The 19,498-nt window shown below is 32.7% G+C and carries 20 protein-coding genes and 2 tRNA genes; 15 read left to right on the top strand and 7 right to left on the bottom strand.

Annotation, left to right across the window (positions count from 1 at the left end; translation table 11 throughout):
• Positions 1–13: 13 nt before the first annotated feature.
• Positions 14–106: a ComC/BlpC family leader-containing pheromone/bacteriocin gene (locus tag ACT3CE_RS18395; protein ID WP_444711227.1), complete on the bottom strand. Its 93-nt coding sequence runs from the start codon at positions 104–106 to the stop codon at positions 14–16.
• Between the two features lie 192 nt (positions 107–298).
• On the opposite strand from ACT3CE_RS18395, the gene ACT3CE_RS18390 reads away from it, so the two are divergent.
• Entirely contained in the window at positions 299–3,118 is a 2,820-nt protein-coding gene (locus ACT3CE_RS18390) for a CHAT domain-containing protein (RefSeq protein WP_444711226.1), read from the top strand.
• 87 nt (positions 3,119–3,205) lie between these two features.
• On the opposite strand, the gene ACT3CE_RS18385 is transcribed toward ACT3CE_RS18390, so the two are convergent.
• The 4 genes from ACT3CE_RS18385 to ACT3CE_RS18370 all read right to left on the bottom strand — a co-directional run bounded on the left by ACT3CE_RS18385 (position 3,206) and on the right by ACT3CE_RS18370 (position 5,029).
• Positions 3,206–3,982 carry a hypothetical protein gene (locus ACT3CE_RS18385; protein ID WP_444711225.1) on the bottom strand — a complete coding sequence of 259 codons (777 nt, stop codon included), beginning with the start codon at positions 3,980–3,982 and terminating at the stop codon, positions 3,206–3,208.
• Positions 3,948–4,514 carry an RNA polymerase sigma factor gene (locus ACT3CE_RS18380; RefSeq protein ID WP_444711224.1) on the bottom strand — a complete coding sequence of 189 codons (567 nt, stop codon included), beginning with the start codon at positions 4,512–4,514 and terminating at the stop codon, positions 3,948–3,950. The genes ACT3CE_RS18385 and ACT3CE_RS18380 overlap by 35 nt, the downstream gene beginning before the upstream one ends.
• Before the next feature lie 338 nt (positions 4,515–4,852).
• A tRNA-Val gene (locus ACT3CE_RS18375) sits at positions 4,853–4,927 on the bottom strand.
• A 27-nt stretch (positions 4,928–4,954) separates the two neighbouring features.
• Positions 4,955–5,029 (bottom strand) — tRNA-Val (locus ACT3CE_RS18370).
• 140 nt (positions 5,030–5,169) lie between these two features.
• On the opposite strand from ACT3CE_RS18370, the gene ACT3CE_RS18365 reads away from it, so the two are divergent.
• From ACT3CE_RS18365 to pheS, 4 genes are all read left to right on the top strand, one after another.
• Positions 5,170–5,532 (top strand): hypothetical protein, encoded by a 363-nt coding sequence (locus tag ACT3CE_RS18365; protein WP_444711223.1) that lies wholly within the window; start codon positions 5,170–5,172, stop codon positions 5,530–5,532.
• Between the two features lie 6 nt (positions 5,533–5,538).
• Positions 5,539–6,351 carry a peptidylprolyl isomerase gene (locus ACT3CE_RS18360; RefSeq protein WP_444711222.1) on the top strand — a complete coding sequence of 271 codons (813 nt, stop codon included), beginning with the start codon at positions 5,539–5,541 and terminating at the stop codon, positions 6,349–6,351.
• A 98-nt stretch (positions 6,352–6,449) separates the two neighbouring features.
• On the top strand, positions 6,450–7,274 hold the full coding sequence (locus tag ACT3CE_RS18355; protein WP_444711221.1) for a peptidylprolyl isomerase: 825 nt from the start codon (positions 6,450–6,452) through the stop codon (positions 7,272–7,274).
• Positions 7,275–7,451: 177 nt separating this feature from the next.
• A complete protein-coding gene (pheS, locus tag ACT3CE_RS18350) occupies positions 7,452–8,474 on the top strand; it encodes a phenylalanine--tRNA ligase subunit alpha (protein WP_444711220.1) in 1,023 nt (340 codons plus the stop codon).
• Between the two features lie 138 nt (positions 8,475–8,612).
• On the opposite strand, the gene ACT3CE_RS18345 is transcribed toward pheS, so the two are convergent.
• On the bottom strand, positions 8,613–9,032 hold the full coding sequence (locus ACT3CE_RS18345) for an OsmC family protein (protein ID WP_444711219.1): 420 nt from the start codon (positions 9,030–9,032) through the stop codon (positions 8,613–8,615).
• Between the two features lie 310 nt (positions 9,033–9,342).
• On the opposite strand from ACT3CE_RS18345, the gene ACT3CE_RS18340 reads away from it, so the two are divergent.
• Positions 9,343–10,047, top strand: coding sequence for a Crp/Fnr family transcriptional regulator (locus ACT3CE_RS18340; RefSeq protein WP_444711218.1), 705 nt, complete (start codon positions 9,343–9,345; stop codon positions 10,045–10,047).
• 315 nt (positions 10,048–10,362) lie between these two features.
• Here the strand turns inward: ACT3CE_RS18340 and ACT3CE_RS18335 are convergent, their stop codons facing one another.
• On the bottom strand, positions 10,363–10,530 hold the full coding sequence (locus tag ACT3CE_RS18335; RefSeq protein ID WP_444711217.1) for a hypothetical protein: 168 nt from the start codon (positions 10,528–10,530) through the stop codon (positions 10,363–10,365).
• Between the two features lie 580 nt (positions 10,531–11,110).
• Between ACT3CE_RS18335 and tssD the strand changes: the two genes are divergently transcribed.
• The 9 genes from tssD to ACT3CE_RS18290 form a co-directional block, all read left to right on the top strand.
• On the top strand, positions 11,111–11,821 hold the full coding sequence (gene tssD, locus ACT3CE_RS18330) for a type VI secretion system tube protein TssD (protein ID WP_444711216.1): 711 nt from the start codon (positions 11,111–11,113) through the stop codon (positions 11,819–11,821).
• A 3-nt stretch (positions 11,822–11,824) separates the two neighbouring features.
• Entirely contained in the window at positions 11,825–13,867 is a 2,043-nt protein-coding gene (locus tag ACT3CE_RS18325) for a hypothetical protein (RefSeq protein ID WP_444711215.1), read from the top strand.
• Between the two features lie 4 nt (positions 13,868–13,871).
• Positions 13,872–14,627, top strand: a complete 756-nt coding sequence (locus ACT3CE_RS18320) for an ankyrin repeat domain-containing protein (RefSeq protein ID WP_444711214.1) — start codon at positions 13,872–13,874, stop codon at positions 14,625–14,627.
• A gap of 20 nt (positions 14,628–14,647) precedes the next feature.
• Positions 14,648–15,184 (top strand): LemA family protein, encoded by a 537-nt coding sequence (locus ACT3CE_RS18315; RefSeq protein WP_444711213.1) that lies wholly within the window; start codon positions 14,648–14,650, stop codon positions 15,182–15,184.
• 6 nt (positions 15,185–15,190) lie between these two features.
• Positions 15,191–16,138: a DUF3137 domain-containing protein gene (locus ACT3CE_RS18310; RefSeq protein WP_444711212.1), complete on the top strand. Its 948-nt coding sequence runs from the start codon at positions 15,191–15,193 to the stop codon at positions 16,136–16,138.
• A gap of 142 nt (positions 16,139–16,280) precedes the next feature.
• Positions 16,281–16,718, top strand: a complete 438-nt coding sequence (locus ACT3CE_RS18305; protein ID WP_444711211.1) for a DUF3592 domain-containing protein — start codon at positions 16,281–16,283, stop codon at positions 16,716–16,718.
• Positions 16,719–18,485: 1,767 nt separating this feature from the next.
• Positions 18,486–18,683, top strand: coding sequence for a hypothetical protein (locus tag ACT3CE_RS18300; protein WP_444711210.1), 198 nt, complete (start codon positions 18,486–18,488; stop codon positions 18,681–18,683).
• A gap of 253 nt (positions 18,684–18,936) precedes the next feature.
• A complete protein-coding gene (locus ACT3CE_RS18295; protein ID WP_444711209.1) occupies positions 18,937–19,143 on the top strand; it encodes a TIGR04149 family rSAM-modified RiPP in 207 nt (68 codons plus the stop codon).
• Between the two features lie 75 nt (positions 19,144–19,218).
• Positions 19,219–19,498, top strand: a 280-nt coding sequence (locus ACT3CE_RS18290) for a hypothetical protein (RefSeq protein ID WP_444711208.1), incomplete at its 3' end; no start/stop codon positions are given.

Raw genomic sequence — 19,498 nt, 5'->3', positions numbered from 1 at the left:
TTGAGAAGATGATCTAAACTAGAATGTCATCAAGAACTACTTTATCCTGCATACCACCTTTAGTATTTTTTAAATCTTCCGTGCTTAGTGTTTCGAAATTATTCATTTTATGAGGTTTTAGTTTTAGTATTATTAAAATCAATTACACCCCTTTATTCCGGTTTTTTGAAAAAGGTAACCCTCGGAAAGCAACTTTTTTTTAAAAAAAACGAAAAAAACTGTTTATATTTAAATTCTTCAAGGAATTATAGATAGGTTAAAGTCCTGTTAGTCAACTTCCTAAATAAACACAACAAGCGTGAGAAATATTTTTAAAAAAATCGTAATTTTTTCTATTTTTCTTTTTTCCCTATGTGGTGAAAACAGGAGTATTGCCAATTCTATTCATTTAAATTCGGCGCAGAATGTTAAAAATAATTCGGATACTTTATTATCTGTACAATTCAATCGGGCCTATCAATTTTTAAGAAAAGGGGAATATTCTTATTCAGAACAATCTTTTAGAAATGCTTTGGAAACGATTAATTTGGGTAATGTAAAAGATAGAAATCTAATTTACAGAACCTATGTAAATTTTGGAGTTCTACTAAATCGTATTGGGAAAAGAAAAGAAGCTACCAAATTTTATGATCTCGCTGAACAATTCACGATTAAAAATTTTGGTACTAACAATCAAAAATTAGTTCCTATTTATGTGAATAAAGGAAATATTTATACGAATGGAGGGGACTTTTTTAAAGCCCAAAACTACTATGATAGGGCTTTGGCTCTTATTGGAGACAAAGATTCAAGATATTTGGCTCATATTTATAATAATTTAGGAAGTATTAATTATAGTAAGAGGAATTATAAAGTAGCACTTGATTATTATAAAAGATCTCTCAATTTAAAGTTTGGAAATAAATCAATCACCTATTGTGGTCTTGCCAATTGTTATAAGGTTATTGGTAATACTAGTAAAGCAGAGGAATATTTTAAATTCAGTATTTCTGATGTTAAAAAATCTTTTGGTGACGATTATTACTTATTAGGAGATTATTATTTAAACTATGCAGTGTTCTTAGATCACTTAAATGAACATGATAGAGCTTTAAAAAATCTAAACTTAGCTTATGAGGTGTATCTAAATAACTATGGATTTAAACATGCAGATACAGCACTTTGCTTAAGGAATTTTGGAGATTGGTATTTCAGTACAAAAAAAGATTATTCTCAGGCATTAGAATACTACCAAAAGGCAATTCTTTCTGAAGTAGATAAATTTCAGGATACAAATATTTACCAAAATCCTTCTATTGATATTATCGATCCTCAACTATCAATAGTTCGAATATTAAAAGCGAAAGCGAAGGTATTAAAATTTCTGTATTTGCGTTCATCTAAAATTAATGACCTTGTTTTTAGTCTCAAAACTTTCGATTTATGTTTGGATATTATTGATAAAATCAGGATTGCATATCTCGATGAAGAAAGTAAGTTTGCTTTATCTGAAAACGAAAGGGATACTTATACACAAGCTCTTGAAATAGCCGTTGAGCTCTATAAAAAAACAGGTGACGATAAGTACAAAGAAAAAGCTTTTAAGTATGCAGAACGATCTAAATCTGCAAGTTTAACATCTTCCCTAAATGAGGTAAATGCTAAAAATTTTGGGGGTATTCCGCAAGATATACAAGATCAGGAAATTCAATTGAGAAAAGAGATTGCTGAATTTCGTGAGAAAGTATTTGAGGAACGTAAAAAGCCAAATCCCGATAGTAGGCTTATAAAACAATGGCAGGAAAATTTGTTTGCTTTAAATGAAAAGTACAATCAGATGGTTCTTCGTTTCGAAGATGAATATCCTGAATACTATGCATTAAAATATGATAATAAGCCTATAGGTATTGAAGAATTACAATCTGGTTTACAGGATGATGATGTTGTTATAGAATACTCATTATGCGATTCAGCACTTTTTGTTTTTAGTATTACCGCCAGTTCGATAAATATTGAAAGACAGAATGTTAGCAAAAAGAACATTGAATTTCATTTACAAGAAGTAAGAAAATGTTTAAAAACCAACGATTTTGCCGAGAGTAGTGCAGATTATTACGGCCGTTTTACAAAGTCGTCTCGGGAATTGTACAAAATTTTAATTCAGCCGTATGATCGTTTAATAACTAATAAGCACTTAATAATTATTCCCGATGGAATGATTGCTTATATTCCTTATGGTGTCTTATTAAAGTCAGAAGCTGATTCTACCCGGATGAATTATAGAGATCTTGATTATTTAATTAAAAGCAATACGATTACCTACCATAAATCTGCAACACTTGGTTTTTCGAAAAACAAATCATCATTACATTTTTCTTCTGGTAACTCTATATTAGCTTTTGCTCCAGTTTATGAAAATGTAAGTGATACAATTTTGATGAGCGAGAGAGCTTACAAAGGTAAATTATATCCTTTACCAGGGGTTAAAGAGGAAGTTAAGAATATAGCAAATGTAATTGCCAGTGATATTTATCTAGATAAGCAAGCAACAGAAACAAATTTTAAAGAAAATGCCGGCGATTATGATATTCTTCATTTGGCAATGCATACTATTATCGATGATGAGAATCCTATGTACTCAAAGTTAGTTTTTACACAAACAAAAGATACAACACAGGATAATTTATTGAATACATATGAAATTTATAACATGAAGTTTAATGCTAGAATGGTAGTATTAAGTGCTTGTAGTACAGGTGATGGTAAGCTCAGGGAAGGAGAAGGAGTTATGAGTTTGGCTCGTGGTTTCTTTTATGCCGGTTGTCCGAGTTTAATTATGACTTTATGGACTGTTGAAGATCAAACAGGATCGAATTTAATGTCTGATTTTTATGGATATTTATCGCAGGGTTTTACAAAAGATAATGCATTGCGACAGGCTAAATTAGATTATTTAAAAAATGCAGACGCACTAAAATCACATCCATATTTTTGGTCTGGCTATGTTAGTTTAGGCGATGTTCATCCACTTTACGATTTTAATTTAGAAAGAAAATTGATGTATTTGTTTGCAGGCATTGTACTTGTTTTATTATTACTTGTTATGGAAAGAATTCGTAGAAAAAAGAAATTGGCATAATATTATGAATATTGTGATATAATAAAAACGCCTTAAAAATTAATTTTAAGGCGTTTTACTATGAATAATAGTAGTAAAAGAAAAGATCTATTTTAATTTATCTAGAATTTCCTGAGCTTTGGTTTTATAAAAACTATTTCCCTGTGCAATTAGATTAAATTGCTTAATCGCTTTTTGCCTTTCATTGGTCATTAAATAACAAAAACCTAAATACCATTCTGATTGTTCAATAAATAGATTATTTTTATGTTTAAGAACCCTAGTAAAGTTACGATTTGCCTTATTATACTGGTTAATTTCTAAATTCGAAATTCCCGAGTAAAAATTACTGGTAATATTAGTACTGTCTTTATCCAGAATTTTCTGAAATAAACCTAAAGCTGTACGGTAATCTTTCGATTCATAACTCTTTAAGGCTGATACTAATATATTATCTACAGCAATATCCGAAGAACGTGTATTAATTACTACATTATATGGCTTATAATAGCTGCTGTATACTTTTTCGTTAGAGTAGGAGTTTTTATTATCTAACAAGAACATTAAACTCCCAATTCCAATAAACAAAACGATAGAAGCTGCAGCTAGATTCCATTTACTAAGAAACTTTATTTTGCGCTTACGTTTTGCTCCTGATGGAGTCTCTATGGCCTCTAATTTATTTCTAAGAGCCATAATATCATTTTCCATAATGGCATCGTCCACCTCTTTATGTAGCTGTAAATCTTCTTTAAGATCTATATCGGTAAGAAGATCTTTCTCGAATTTCTTAAGTTGTTCATCAGACAATTCACCGTCTAAGAAATCCTCAATTCTGTCAAAATCTTTTTCATTCATCATATACGTCATTAAATTCATTATCATTTTTAATACTTTCAATCAGCATTTGTTTACACTGATATCTTCTCTTTTTGGCATACTTCTCACTTTTAAAACCCATAATTTCGGCTATTTCTTTAAGTGAGACTTTATCTAGTGCCATCTGAAGTATTTTTTTACAATCGGGACCTAATTGTTGGAAGTGCTTCTGATACAATCGATACTTTTCCGTGCGATCATAGGTAGGTGAAGCTTCATCCAACCTATTTTCTATAATTCCTTCCGAATTAATCTCATTGCTGTTTTTTCTTTTTTCAAGTTGTTTTAACCATAAAAGTCTGCAAATGGAATAGATGTATGTTTTAAAGTTACAAGTAAGAACCAAAGGTTCCTTTTTCATTTTACGATAGATTACAATAATAGCTTCTTGAAAAAGATCGCGTGCATCTTCTTCGTTTCCGTTATTGTTTTCTATAAAATTGCAGATACTAGGAAAGAATGATTTGTAGATGTAGTTCAATACATCATTATTACTCATACTTATTCCTTCAAGTATCGCTTCAGTAGTGTAATCCATATTTTCTATCCCTTTATTCCTTTAAAAGCAAAAAGGTAACCCTCAAAAAGTGAAAATTTTTCAAAAAAATACCGAAATAGTATTTAAGTTGCTGAAAATGAATAAAATAATATTGTTGTTTTTTTTTAGTTTTGAATTTGCTTATGGTTACTTCCATAAAAATTAACATAAACTAAAGCAATATACTCTATTTTTATAAAAATTGTTACTAGTATAGTATAGTTTTTTTTTGATGAACCCATCTATTTTATATATAAGTAAGTGTGATTGTAGTGGGAAAGTGAAAATTATTAGAAATAAAAAAAAACCGACTTTCAAATGAAAATCGGTTTTTTTTGTGGGCGATATAGGATTCGAACCTATGACCCCTTGGGTGTAAACCAAGTGCTCTGAACCAACTGAGCTAATCGCCCTGAATATTGGGTATTTTTGCTTTTTTGTGGGCGATATAGGATTCGAACCTATGACCCCTTGGGTGTAAACCAAGTGCTCTGAACCAACTGAGCTAATCGCCCTTGCCCTTAAAAGCGATGCAAATATAGGATGGAATATTTTTATCTGCAAGAATAATTTTCAAAAAAGTGAAATTATTTTTTCTAAAAGGCTTAATATTGCAGGAAAACTTTAATTTTAAGGTTCATAAAAAATTGATACTATGGAGAATAATTTAGAAAGTGATTGGAATAGACTACTATATAAAATTTCTGAAGATTTTAATGTGGATGCCGATTTAAATGGCACTCTTTTGCTAATTGGCATACAGGAGCGTGGTATAGGATTTAAAGAGGAATATTCGAAAGATGATAAAATGGACCATATTAATTTAGCAACTTGTATGCTTCTATCAAGATGGAATTATTACGAAAAAACCGGATATGATGAAAATAACTGGCCAATATTTAAAAAAAACAAAATGGTTCCACCTTTTTCAAAAGAAAAGGAAGAGCAACTTTTAAAATCATCAATTGTGGAATATTTTAAGAAAAATGAATATTTAGAAACACAACACACAAAATAAAATGTAATGAAAAACTTAATTTACCTACTTATTTTAATTTCATTTATTTCTTGCCAGCAAAAACTCGAGTTGGGCAAAAACAACCGAATTGTTGAAATAGAGACCGAGTTTGGGAGTATGAAAGTTAAATTGTACGATCAAACTCCTAAGCACAGAGATAATTTTTTAAAATTGGCTTACGCTGATTATTTTAATGGAACTTTATTTCACAGAGTTATCGATGGTTTTATGATTCAGGGAGGTGATCCTGATTCGAAAGGAGCCAAGGCCGGACAACGATTAGGAGAGGGTGGACCAGGATATCAAATTGATGCAGAATTCAGACCCGAACTGTTTCATAAAAAAGGGGTAATTGCGGCTGCTCGTGAAGGAGATGATGTAAATCCGGAAAAAAAATCGGCAGGATCGCAATTTTATCTGGCGCAGGGAACTGTTTACACCAAAGGTGCTTTGGATACTCTTGTAATGAATATCAATGGTAAATTAAAAAGTAAAATTTTTAACAGAAAGCAAAAGGAAAATGCCGAAGCAATTATGAAGTTTCAGGCCGAGGGTGAAATTGAAAAGATGACTGAACTGGTCGATAAAATTCAAAGCCAGGTAGATTCTTTATACGAAATTTCGAAAAAATCTTTATCTGATGAACAAATTAAAGCCTATACCAGTGTGGGAGGAATACCACATTTAGATGGTAATTATACTGTATTTGGAGAGCTTATTGAGGGAATAGAAATTATCGATAGTATAGCTAAAGTTGAAAAAGACGATTTCGACAGACCTTTGAAAGACATATCTATGAAAATTAAGATTTTACAATAGTTAGTTATGAATGAGGGCTCTGCTAAATTGCAGAGCTTTTTTTTTGACCTATAAATTTGATCTTTTATCTTAGTTCCGATTTTAAAAAGTATTTATTTATGAGAATTAGCAAGGTATTACTTTCCATTTTATTTAGCATTTTTATTAGCAATGCTGTTCTTGCACAGGCTACAAATTCTATAATTTTAATAGAAACAAATTTTGGAAATATGAAGTTAATGCTCTACAAAGACACGCCTAAGCATCGGAAAAATTTTCTTCAACTTATAGAGAATAAACATTTCGATGGTACTTTATTTTACCGAGTTATTAATGGGTTTGTTGCACAAGGAGGATCGCAGGATTCCAGAAATGCACCTGCCGGAAAAATGATTGGCTATGGAGCTGCTAACCGAACCATTGAATCGGAATTTAATCCGTTACATTTTCATAAAAAAGGAGCCATAGCATCGCCACGACAGCCCGATAAAGTAAATATTTTTAAAGAATCGGACGTATCTCAGTTCTATATTGTGCACGGCAGGGTATTTACCAATGCCGAATTAAATGCCATGGAAAAAGAGGTAAACGGACCCTTAAGAAAGAAAATTGTGAAAAGATATCTTACCAAAAGTAAACGTGCGATTTTAGATTCTTTAAAACAAGCAAAAAAGGTAGATGAATTTCGTGCTATTGCAAAAAAAATAAAGGAATCAATAGAGTTTGATTACAGCAGCTCGCGCGAGAAATTAGAATTTTCTGAAGCACAACGAAAGGCATATACCACAGTTGGTGGGGTTCCTCACCTGGATAATAACTACACTGTTTTTGGAGAAATAATTAGTGGTTTTAGTGTTCTTGATAAAATTGCAAACCTAAAAACAGATGCCAACGACCGACCTTACTCCGATGTAAAAATGAAGATTAAAATAGTAAAGTATTAAATCTATGTTTAGGAGTTTTTTTAAATTGTCAAGCACTTTTATTCTATAATCGGAGAGAATTAATCATTTTTAAAGGAATTAGTAATATTAATAAGGCATTTAGGCTTTTGCTTTTACCAATGAGAAAAAAGTTTTTGTAACTTTGCCGACTATTGCAATAAATTAAGAAGTTATATCATGCTTGACAAAATAAATAATTTACTTGAAGAGCTGAACGGATTTTCGGCTACAACCCTCGAAGAAGTTGAACAGTTCAGAATTAAGCACCTTAGTAAAAAAGGTAGCATTGCTTCGCTGTTTGCCGATTTCAAAACTGTTGCCAACGAAGACAAAAAAGCTGTAGGTAAAGCTTTAAACGAGCTTAAAACTGTTGCTATGGATAAGGTAAATTCCTTAAAAGATAGTTTTACCGCCAGCGAATTTGGAAAATCAGGTTTGGATTTAACTTTGTCGGGCGATCCAGTTAAATTGGGTTCTCGTCATCCTCTTTCATTGGTAAGAAACGAAATTACCGAAATTTTCTCTCGTTTAGGATTCACCATTTCCGAAGGACCAGAGATCGAGGACGACTGGCATAATTTCTCGGCATTAAATTTCCCTGAAGAACATCCGGCTCGAGATATGCAGGATACTTTTTTTATCGAGAAAAATCCTGATGTAATTCTACGAACTCATACTTCATCGGTGCAGGTACACGATTTGCAGGAAATGGAATTACCAATTCGTTGTTTAACTCCAGGTAGAGTATTTCGTAACGAGGCTATATCGGCGCGTGCACATTGTATTTTTCATCAGATAGAAGCACTTTACGTTGATGAGAAAGTATCATTTTCCGATTTAAAGCAAACATTAACTTATTTTGCGAAAGAGTTTTTTGGAGAAAAAACAGAGATTCGTTTGCGTCCGTCGTACTTTCCATTTACCGAACCATCGGCCGAGGTTGATGTTACCTGTTCGCTTTGTGGCGGAAAAGGCTGTAATGTGTGTAAAGGAACCGGATGGTTAGAGATTTTAGGTTGCGGTATGGTCGATCCAAATGTTTTGGAACTAAATAGTATCGATAGTAAAAAATATTCAGGATTTGCCCTTGGAATGGGAATTGAACGTATTACCATGCTGAAATATGGTATTAAAGATTTACGTTTATTCTTCGAGAATGATATTCGTTTCCTTGAGCAGTTTACTGCAGGAGGATTTTAAAGAAATAAATCTAAACGATTTTAAAATAATAGATGCCTTTCATTGTTAATGGGAGGCATTTTTTTGTTTGTGAAAATTCTAATATCCAAATCCCAAATCCCATTTAAGTTTTGGAATTTGAGATTTGGATATTGGTTTTTATTCATTGTGATAAATAATCTCAGAAGTAACAGGAATTATCTGCTTATACAAGGCACTAACGCCGCAATATTCTTCTTCCGACAATTTTACAGCCCGTTCAAGTTTTTTTGTAGGTAAATTAGTACCAAAAAATTCGTATACTACGTGCATATTTTTATAATAGCTCGGTTTTGTCTGGCTTAATTCTCCTTCTACACTTACTTTTATATCTCGAACTTCCACTCTCATTTTTTTTAGAATTAATGACATATCAATTCCTGTGCAACCTGCCAAAGCTGTTAAAAGTAATTTTTTAGGACTGCATCCTTTATTATCACCACCAACCTCTTTTGTTGCATCGGTAATTATCTTATGACCATCCATATCTGCTTCATAGGCTAAATTACCCAGCCAGTTCATTTCTACCTTGTGTTTCATATCCATAAAAAGTTACAAGTTTAAAGTTAAAAAGTATCAAGTTAAACGACCTGTTACTATATTCCTAACTTAGTTTTATAATTGTGAATTTTGTATATCTATAAAAATAAAAGTTTAATTTGAAATAAGCTTGCAAATTGCTATTGGATATGTAAAACTTAAATTAGTATATTTAAACCTGATTCTGAGCTTTGGTGAACTTAGAATTAACAACAACAAACACAGCAAAACGTCCACCTTTTTTTTGTGGATTTTGGAGCACATTATTTGATGTATTATTATTTCTAATTAGTGATTTCAGAATAAGAAAATGAAGCAAAATTTAGTTCTTCCTAATTGTAATCAATTAGCCGACAAATTCAGCGAAAGGTTTCATAATCTTTCTACGGATGATAAAAATCTTCTGTTTTGGGACGAAGATGTACATTTTCAAAAAAGAGGAAGCTCAATCTATTCCGAGGGCGACTTCGCTAAAGGTTGTTACTTTTTATATTCGGGTATTTTAAAGGTTTTTAAGACAGGTATCGAAGGCAAAGAACAGATTATACGATTTGCCAAGCCAGGCGATCTTATAGGCTTTCGTTCGGTATTAAGTCAGGAACGTTTTTGTACTTCGGCAAAAGTTCTCGAAGATGCCATGGTGAGTTTCATTCCCGGAACAGTTTTAACCAAATTAATACAGGAAAACTCTAATTTTGCATTGGAGCTTATGCGCATTACCTGTACCGAATTGGGCGAAGCCAACGATTACATTACCGATATTGCCCAAAAAACGGTTCGCGAACGTTTGGCCGAAGTCTTAATTCATTTAGAAGATAGTTTTGGTTTGAATAGCGAAGGTACGTTGAATATTTCCCTAACAAGAGAGGAACTAGCCAATATGGTGGGCACGGCAACTGAATCGGTAATTCGATTACTATCGGAGTTTAAATCGGATAAACTGATAGAATTACACGGTAGAAAAATTAAGATAGTAAATAGCAAAGCACTTCGAAAAACTGGTGGATTGCTGTAAAATATACAATTTGATTTAGTTTAAACCCACTCGATTTTTCGAGTGGGTTTTTTGTTGGACTTAATAGACGCAGATTAGTAAGATGAATAGAATATTCGCTGATTTTGTACTGCTAAAATTGAAAATTAGTTCATGAATAAACTAATTTTCAATGAAGTTGTTTAGAGTTCTACTGGAATTTCGAGAGTGACTTATTCGTTTTTAGTGGCGAAGCTCAATTTTTTATTGCATAGCCGAAGTTACGTAATTAAAATTAGCTGATGCCAATGGAATCAAGATGTTGCTCGCAGTTTTTCAGGAGGACTTTAAACAACTTCAATATACATCCCACAAGTTTTTCATGGTTTTACCAAATAAAATAATGAATAGGATAGTGCTAATTGCAAGACCTATAAATCCATCTGTTTCAGGAACTCGAAAAGCAAAAAACAGTACCAATAGTAAAGAAAGAATGGTTGCTGAAAGTAATAGATAATCTTTCATAAAAACGATATTTGAAATATTCATCAGTTGGTGCGAGTGTATTCCACTCACACCTATTTTTGGAAAATATAAAGAATTCGTATGATTACTGTAAATGTCAAATGTAATGAATAACCATTAATTACTTAACATTATAAAAATATTTTTGTGCAAAATTTAACACTTTTTAGGCTTACCTTTTGTACACTAGCCAAAAATCAAAACCCCCAATAAAAAAGTAATCATAAAATAAATTTCAAAAACCTTACTCTCTTTACTCTTGTGGCTTAACTTTACAGTAGTTCTCTACCATGAGCACTATTTTACTTACGCCATAATTTATAATGAGGAGTTTTAGTAAATTATTGCTATTATTTTTGAAAATAAATAACAACTAATCAGTTTATTATTAGATGTTTATTTTGCAATTCTATTTTTTTGAATAAAATTTATTAACAATAACAGTAATCAGTTCAATATACATAATTTATTTTTATTACCTTTACTATTCCAGTGAGTGTAGTAAACAATAGAATACCATTCTCCATCTCAGGTTTTATGGGGAAAGTAATCATCCTTTGAAAGTTAAGAGAATTAGAATATGAGTATAAAAGGAAAAATGTATGTAGACGATCTAGTTTACAACATACGAAGATTAGACTTTGGTTTCGATCAAAAAACAAATACAAATGGTACTGCTTCCTCTCAACCTTTAGGAGGATTATTTAATATAGAAGTAGAAAGTCCCAAGAATACCCATTTGTATGCATGGGGTGCCAGCAAGTACGATATGAAGTACGTTAAATTGGTATTCACTCCGGTAACCCTTGCCACCAAAAGTCGCACCATAGAGCTTTACGACACCCTTTGCATTGCACACCACGACTATTTTCACAGCGAAGGCAAAGATCCAATGGTTAGCGTTCTTCGACTCTCCCCAGCCATCATCGTTCAAGATGGCAAGACCCTGGTCGAAAAAAACTGGAAAGTGACTGATTTGAGTCGACAGAATGTGGAGGCTACGGCGGCGCCTGTTGCTAGTGAAGAACAGGAATTTACTGATGTTTATTTGCTAGATTCTGGAGGAAGTAAAATTGAAGATTTAGATAAGGAACAAGATGTAACTTTAGTTATTAAGACTACAGGATTAATTGGTAAAACAATTAGTACCATAGATTTATATAATGAGGAATATGATTTTATCTATCAAGGAAAAAGGTTAATTGATGATAAGTTGAAAAATTATACAATAACTAGTAATGAAGATCGATTAGCCCTAAAAGTAATCGAACAAAACCAATCCAACTCCTAAGCCATGGCATATATAGAACTAGAAATAGAAGGACAAACTCAAAAATATGAATACGACGAAAGTATTCAGGGAGATGTTGTGTATGATATTAATACGGAAGAGGTTGGTATCATTAGAACAGACCAAAAAGCTGCATTTCAACAAGAAGTTGATTGGATGGATGCATTTGCTCCATATATGGCATCTTTTCAAAAGAAAGAAGAGGATGAGGCAAAAGAAGAAGAACGCGTATATTTAGCATTAGCAACCTTGATTATTTATGATGAGTTTGTTAATGCTTCCGATGATGAAGCTGCAGATATAATTAGCAATTTAGATGCAAAAATAAATGAAAAGAAAGAGGAGCTAAAATCTGAGGGGCCAATTAATACTAGCGCTGTTAATATAAGTGATAAAGTGCATTCTGAAATTATATGGGCTGAGGGAAAAAGAATGGTTCGTGTACGATCTGATAAAATAAAAAATCATAATCGCTGGTTTGGGAGAAAGCAAGTTCAACAGCAAATCGAAGCTGGCAATCAAACTGAAAACCAAAAAGCTGCGAAGACTGCAAAATCTGCAGAAATTAAAATTCTAGAGAAAAAATTTTGGAGTAAAGATCGGGCTATCAATGATAAATTTGAAGCGATAAATGAAGATTTACACAAGGATTTTTTTGAAGATAACAACAATATAAATTCTTCTGTTGAAGCAAAATTGTTGAGATTTACTACTGAGGCTGCCGCAGATGCAAAGTTAGATTGGACGGATAAAAAAGAACTAAAAGCAACAGCAAAAGCAAGTGGATCTTTTAGTATAGCTGAGGGTACTGGTAATTTTTCAGTGGCTTTGCCCGATGAGTATGGTTTTGGGTTAATGCAGTATTGTAAGAGTATATTACCTAGTGCTATTGATGATGATTATACTGAAATATTTTTTAAAATAATTCTAGGTTTAGAGGGGTCTGCATTTGTTGGTATTTGTGCTTCTGTTTCTGGAGAAATAGGTTTGTCGGTAACGGAAGGTAAGGAAAACGCTTCAGCGCAAGCTGGTCTTGATATATTTGCTGGAGCAAAAGGGGAAGCTAAAGCAACATTTGAGATGAGCATGATGTTTGTTGAAGATTATGTGATGGATGCAATGCGTGACCGATTGAAAACGGTTGGTGATCGTGGTGACGAAGTAGTATCGAGTAAAGATATAGAATCAGAAAAATTGTCTAAATGGGAAAAGCTCGGAAGTGCTGAAATTGGTGGATTTGTTGCTGCAGGTGCTGGTATTACTGGCGTTTTTGCAGTAGGATATTTTGATGGCCGATTAAGATATCAAGCAAAAATTGCCTTAGTTGTTAAAGTTGGTGGGGGTACATTCATGAAAGGATTTGTGGATGCTAAATTGGTAGGCAAGTTCATTCTTACTGTAGCGCATGGACTGAATTGGAAGAATATCTCAGATGCTTTAGATAAGCCAACCCAACTCCTTTATCATACCATCATGAATAACTGCTTTTATTTACAAAGGACGGTAGCTGAGGTGTATGGTGAGTTAGAAGATAAGTTTAGGGAGATTATGGAGTTTATAGAAAAGATGGATGGTTTTACAGGAGCAGGACTTGAATCGCTTAAAATTGTAGATGATAAACTAGATGAGTTAATTCCAGGTTATACAAGCTATAAGCAATACAATATGGGTTTCATAATTCTTAAAGCGACCTATACCCATTACAAAGGGTTAAAAGCTAAAAATAAGGCGATTGCTACAGTATTAAGCGCAAAAAATGATCAATCACGTTGGAACTATGCTACCTGGCAAATGAAGGTCAACCTTATTTACGATATGCGAAACGGATTAAATGATTGGGTGGATGACTTTTCTGATAAGGAAAGAGGAGATGCCGTATTGACCGTATTGAAGAGTGCTAGGAATAAGGTGGAGTTTATAAAGATTATAACAGGTATAGAGAATCCAACCTTGTCAGATAGAGATAAAGTAGATATTAGAGGAATGTTAACATATGGACAACAGTTAGAAGAATATAATGTATTGGAAATTAGATATAACCTTTAATTTTATGCGTAAAATATTACTTTTTATTACAATTTTCACATTTACACAATGTGTTGGTCAAGAATTTTACCCCAGAGTAGAAAAGGGTAATTGGAGAGTTAATAGCTTTTATTGGGCTGAAACAGAAACACCATGGGCATCGAGAAATTCGTGTAGCAGAGTTAAAGAATTGATTGAAGATAAGGGGGCAGAGATCGACTATATAGATGGATCTGCCTCAGATGGTCAAACCCCTTTTTTAAATGCTGCAGGAGCTTTAGCAGTATTAAAAGATTTCAGGAAGTTTACAGATGGAGAAATAGATTCCATGGAAATGGAAGCTGTAAAAATCGTAAAGTATTTAGCTAAAAAAGGAGCAAATATTCATGCCACCACATCTGGAAATCATTTAAATGCTTTGCATTTAGCCGCTAATGGGGGACGAGAGAAGATGATACCAGTATTGGTAGATTTAGGATTGGATATAAACTCCAGAAATGGAGATCCTGCTTATGGCGGTACGGTACTGTGGCATGCCATAAATGCAGGCGACTTAGCAACAGTAAAAGCTGTGGTTAAGGCAGGAGCAGATATTAACCTGTGTTTGTTAGATGGTAATAGTCCATTAGATTGGGCAGAGGCGTATGCCAATCCGAAAGCCAAAGAAGCTTTGTGGTTAGTTCCCTATCGAAATCAACAAGCCATTGCAGATTATATGAAGTCGATAGGCGCCAGGCACGGTAAAAATGAGTTTAAAGGCATGTTGTATTTCGATAACTAAAAAATTTAAATAACTAACGCATGAGTTTTACCATTATAATAATATCAGTTGTAGTATTTGGATTGATTTTAATGTATAATAATCTTGTAAGGAGAAGAAATGATGTTGATAATGCATTTGGAGCAGTAGATGCAGAATTGAAGAAACGATTTGATTTAATTCCTAACCTTACACATCTAGTGAAAAAATATGCTAGTCATGAAAAAGAACTGCTAGTAAATCTTACCGAATTACGAACTGCGGTTTTAAGTAATAAAAGACAAGATTTAGATCAGGAATTTACCAGCACAATGAAGAGTGTAATGGTGATGTTAGAAAGTTATCCCACATTAAAAGCAAGTGAAAATTTCATTAAACTACAAGGGGCGTTAGGTGAGGTTGAAATGCAAATTTCGGCAGCTAGAAGGACTTATAATTCAATGGTAACTAGGTACAATAGTGCAATTCAGGTTTTTCCACAAAATATAATTGCAATCATACTTGGTTTTAAACCCCAAAGTATAATTACAATTACCAAGGAAGAAAGAGAAAATGTTAAAGTATCAGAATTAATATAGTTGTGTATGTTATCAGATAAAGAGATTCGGGATTTTTATGAGAATGAACTAAAGGGAGTATTATTACGGTTTGAGAAATATAGAAAAATTAGCTTGTTATCAAAAAGGCTCAGTAAACCGTTATTTTGGAGTGTGATTCTACTTTTTCTAATAGGAGGGGTGATAGATGAGTCTGTTTATATTATTATAGGAGCTGTTCTTTTTGTGATTTTGTTTGCATTAACGACATGGGGTTTGCTGAAAAATGATACATATACTAGCATGTATAAGGCTGATGTGGTAAAAAAACTGTTGCAATTTTTGGCTCCATCATGGAAATATATACCTAATAAACACATTTCTAAAAAGCATTATAACAATTGTGTTATTTTACCTAAGTGTAATCTATTTAAGGGTGAGGACTATGTGCATGGAGTAATTGGTGATACTGAATTTGAATTTTCAGAGGTTACGGCCATAGAGGAAGGCAGAGATGCAAACAATAAAAAAACTGAAAAAACTCTCTATTCAGGTTTATTTTTCAGAGCAGAATTCAGCAAACCATTTAACGGAGAAACAGTTGTTGTTCCAGATAAAATGGAGAAAAAACTTGGCTATGTAGTCAGAAGTTTACAGAAGAATAAAAAGAATGATCTTGAGATTGCATTTATGGAAAATGCCAATTTTGAGAGAGAATTTATTGTTAGAACCTCCGATCAAGTTGAAGCCCGATATCTTTTAACACCTCAAATAATGGAGGCTATTGTTAATTATAAATTGAAATACAAAAATGAAATTTCCATTGTTTTTGCCAAATCAAATTTATATTTATTAGTTCCAGATTGCGACTTTTTTGAGCCTAATATCAGAGTAAAGGGAGGAATGACGTTTGACGATGTTCGACAGATCGTTTCTATAATAGAAATGAATAAATATATAGTTAAAGAGTTTAATCAGGGAGCTTTAGTTTATTAAGGTAGGTTTACAATCGAATCACATGCAGGTGAAAATTGTATTTGAAAAATAGGATGAAGTAATCCTCGGCAAATAAAATCTTAGTTCAACTTATAGTTATGGATAGTAATTGTAAGTAAAAAAATAATTAAAATAGAAGTTCATGGATAAAAAGTTGAAAATAGTTTTAGTAGTCTTCGCAGGAGTGTCTATCTTGTTATTAGGATTGTCTTTATATTCGGTACTAAGTACACAAAGCTTTATGGATACTGCAGAAAAAACGACAGGTAAAGTGGTTGATTTTATAGAATCTTCTGATGATGAGGGAGATATTGTTTATGCACCAATAGTTGTTTACAAAACGCTTACGGGAAAGCAAATAATATATGCAAGTTCAAATTATTCGTATCCTGCAGCTTATAAGAAAAATGAATTGATTGATGTATATTATGATCCCCAAAAACCTAATAGAGCAGAGCTTTCTGGTGTTTTCTCATTAAATGGCGCAGCCATAATATCAGGAATTTTAGGACTTCTTTGTGGGATTCTAACTTTGTTTTTTTATGTAAGTATTCGAAAAGAGGCGAAACAAAAAAGTTGAAGTATACATGAGCTAGAACTAGTGCTTAATAAACTTTTAAAGACAAACTTTTCACTTGAACTTACAATCAAGAATAATTTTCTATGCCAAAAGTCTTTAATTTCTATTGATATATGAATATAAACCTTTCAGTATGGGATTTGAGGTAAGTTTATTTCGGGTGTAAGAGAAAAGTGAATTAAGACGAAAATTGGTGTGGCTTCGTTTATTAATCATAAATAGTTAATAAAGACTATAAAACCTTGGTCACCAGGTTCGAGTGTTTTTCTGCAATCATTTTTTTATCAGATAGGAAAACAAGACAGGAAATTCTTCATTAGCAGATAGTTTGTATTTAAAGTGCTTTACTATATGAAGGAATACATTTCTCAGGCTGCCGCACAAATCCTTTCGTGTGGCTTTGAAACAAATCGGTAAATAATAGTACAGTAAATAATCTTTTATTCTAAGTACTTACGAGTAGAAATTATAAATTCGATAATCCTTAAAGGGTTTATTTTGTAAGTATTTATGAACCATACGAAAGGATTGATTTCATCGAACTTTGTTTCGTGCGGCAGCGTGGGGTAATAGTATAAATGAAATGCTATACTAGAAAACAAAAGCGGACCCTAGCTCACAAAACATCAAACACTGGTAGATAGAATTTCTGCCAGAGCTAAAACAAAAACAGTATCTCTGTCTTTTTCAATTTCTCGATTGTAGAGCTATGGGTTTCTTCATTTTTACCAACAACTGTATGGCTAAAAAACCGTTAGCTACACACTCCGATCGTGGTGTAGGATGGAAGCAAAAAGTCCTCGTCCAAAAATTTCCACCATGAACTAAAATCTTCTGTATCCCTTATGGAGTAAGGGATTTTTGTAATTGAACATATTGGAACACTCTTCTCAAACTTTTTGGAAGGACTAAAACAGTTTGTTATGCTGTCTTCAAATTTTTTGGAGAGCTCAAAACAGTAGGACTTACTATCTCCAAACTTTTTGGAGAGACCAATACAGTTTGATATGGCGTTTCCAAATTATTTGGAGAGACTAAAACAGCCTGTTATGCTGTCTAAAAATAATTTGGAGAGTGCTACACAGTTTGTGATACATTCTCCAAATTGTTTGGAGACAGTAATACATGATGTAAAAAAAAGAAATTTAAAATTGCTTTCTCTATTGTTTTGACTCCTGATATCCTAGAGTTTTTATTCTATTTTTACTATTCATTTTATAGAGCGATTCATGCTCTGTCAAAATTTATAATACTAAGCTATTTTCCATAGCTTTTTAATTAAATGCCGATGCCGATCCTGCTTCCACTCTCTTTAAAGTACCACGATATGCGCATTTTCTTCAGGTGCTGCTACGTGAGTAAATTCTTATTCAAATCCGACTAAATGAATGTAATCTCTCACATTACGCGCTATAAACTGACTCCCATTGTTTGATCTAATTATCAGAGATTCTGGAGTTGGATATTGATCAACAATTGTTGACACTAATTCAATCACCTCTTTTTGCTTTGCATTGCATGCAAAAGTGTACCCCAGTGCTGCCCACGAAACGAAGTTCGATGAAATTAATCCTTTTGCGTGGCCTTGTAGTCATTTCTTTACTAATAAAAGGCAATACCCTATAAAAACTTAGCTGCTTCCTAATAAACATCATTAGTTTAACATTGCACATTAAATTATTTTTAAATTTTAACATTTTTGAGGGTTACCTTTTGCCGTTTTTCGGAATAAAGGGGTACACTAACTATATACAATGTTAAAAATAAATGAGAGAATTAGTAAAACAAGAACTAAAGAAAAATATATTGCAATTGGCTAAAACCAGATCTACAGGAACACCTTTGCAATTAGCTGATAAATTAGGTGTTTGCAAGCGTTCTGTAAATCGTTTGGTAAACGAAATTCGCGAAGAAGGAATTACATTACCCTATTCCAGAAAATTAAAAACGTACACTTTAGATTAACTATAAATTAGGATAAATGTAAAGTTTATTCTTTAAAATAGAGTTCAGCGCCAATTTGGTAATGAACTTTTATTAGTTTAGAAGAGTTTTTGTATATGTACATAAAAAAACCGTTGGAATTTTAAACAGTCCGTTCTCAACCCGGAACGATTTAGGTAGCTGAGCTACTCTGATCAAGGGCAAAACTAGCTAAACGGGAAGACTTTTACAATTGGCAATTGTAGGGGGAAGGAAGTGCTTTAAATTTTATAAAATGAAAACTTTAAAATTATCAAAGCTTGAAAATTCTGTAAAGTTATCCGAAAAGCAGATGAGTAAAATGCATGGTGGTGCTTCTTGTACTTGTGGATGTTTCTATGCTGATTCAGGTGGATCTAGTACAAATGCGAATGGTAATGCAAATGCTGCCGGAGGATTGTATTCTGTATTTCACTTAAAGCAAATTGTTGTAAAACCATAAGTTTGTTGCATAAAGTTTAATCATTTGGGACTAAGTCCTTATCTGGTGTTTAGTCCCTTTATTATTGAAAAATGTATGTGTTATAGGTTTAAATTGTATATCATAATAATTGTATTTTGTTTTTCCTGTCAGTCTAAAACAAAGCACAACGAGAAGCTTACTACCAATCAGGAACATTCTGTTGATAACAGGATACCAATAAAGGTTGATCACGGAATTTTTCTGAAAATGTTGGCACAAGATAGTATAGAAGGATGGGGATTACTGGATTTTGGAGGAGATACATCCATTGTTCTGCTTGATAGTACTTTTTGTCGTAAATGGGGTTTTAAATCTGATGAAAAAGAAGCATTGA

The organism is Marinifilum sp. RC60d5, from assembly GCF_052400665.1.
In the GTDB taxonomy this organism is placed as follows: Bacteria; Bacteroidota; Bacteroidia; order Bacteroidales; family Marinifilaceae; genus JBQTGK01.
The sequence above is the reverse complement of the archived record's forward strand: the minus strand, read 5'-3'. Positions and strand labels throughout refer to the sequence as shown.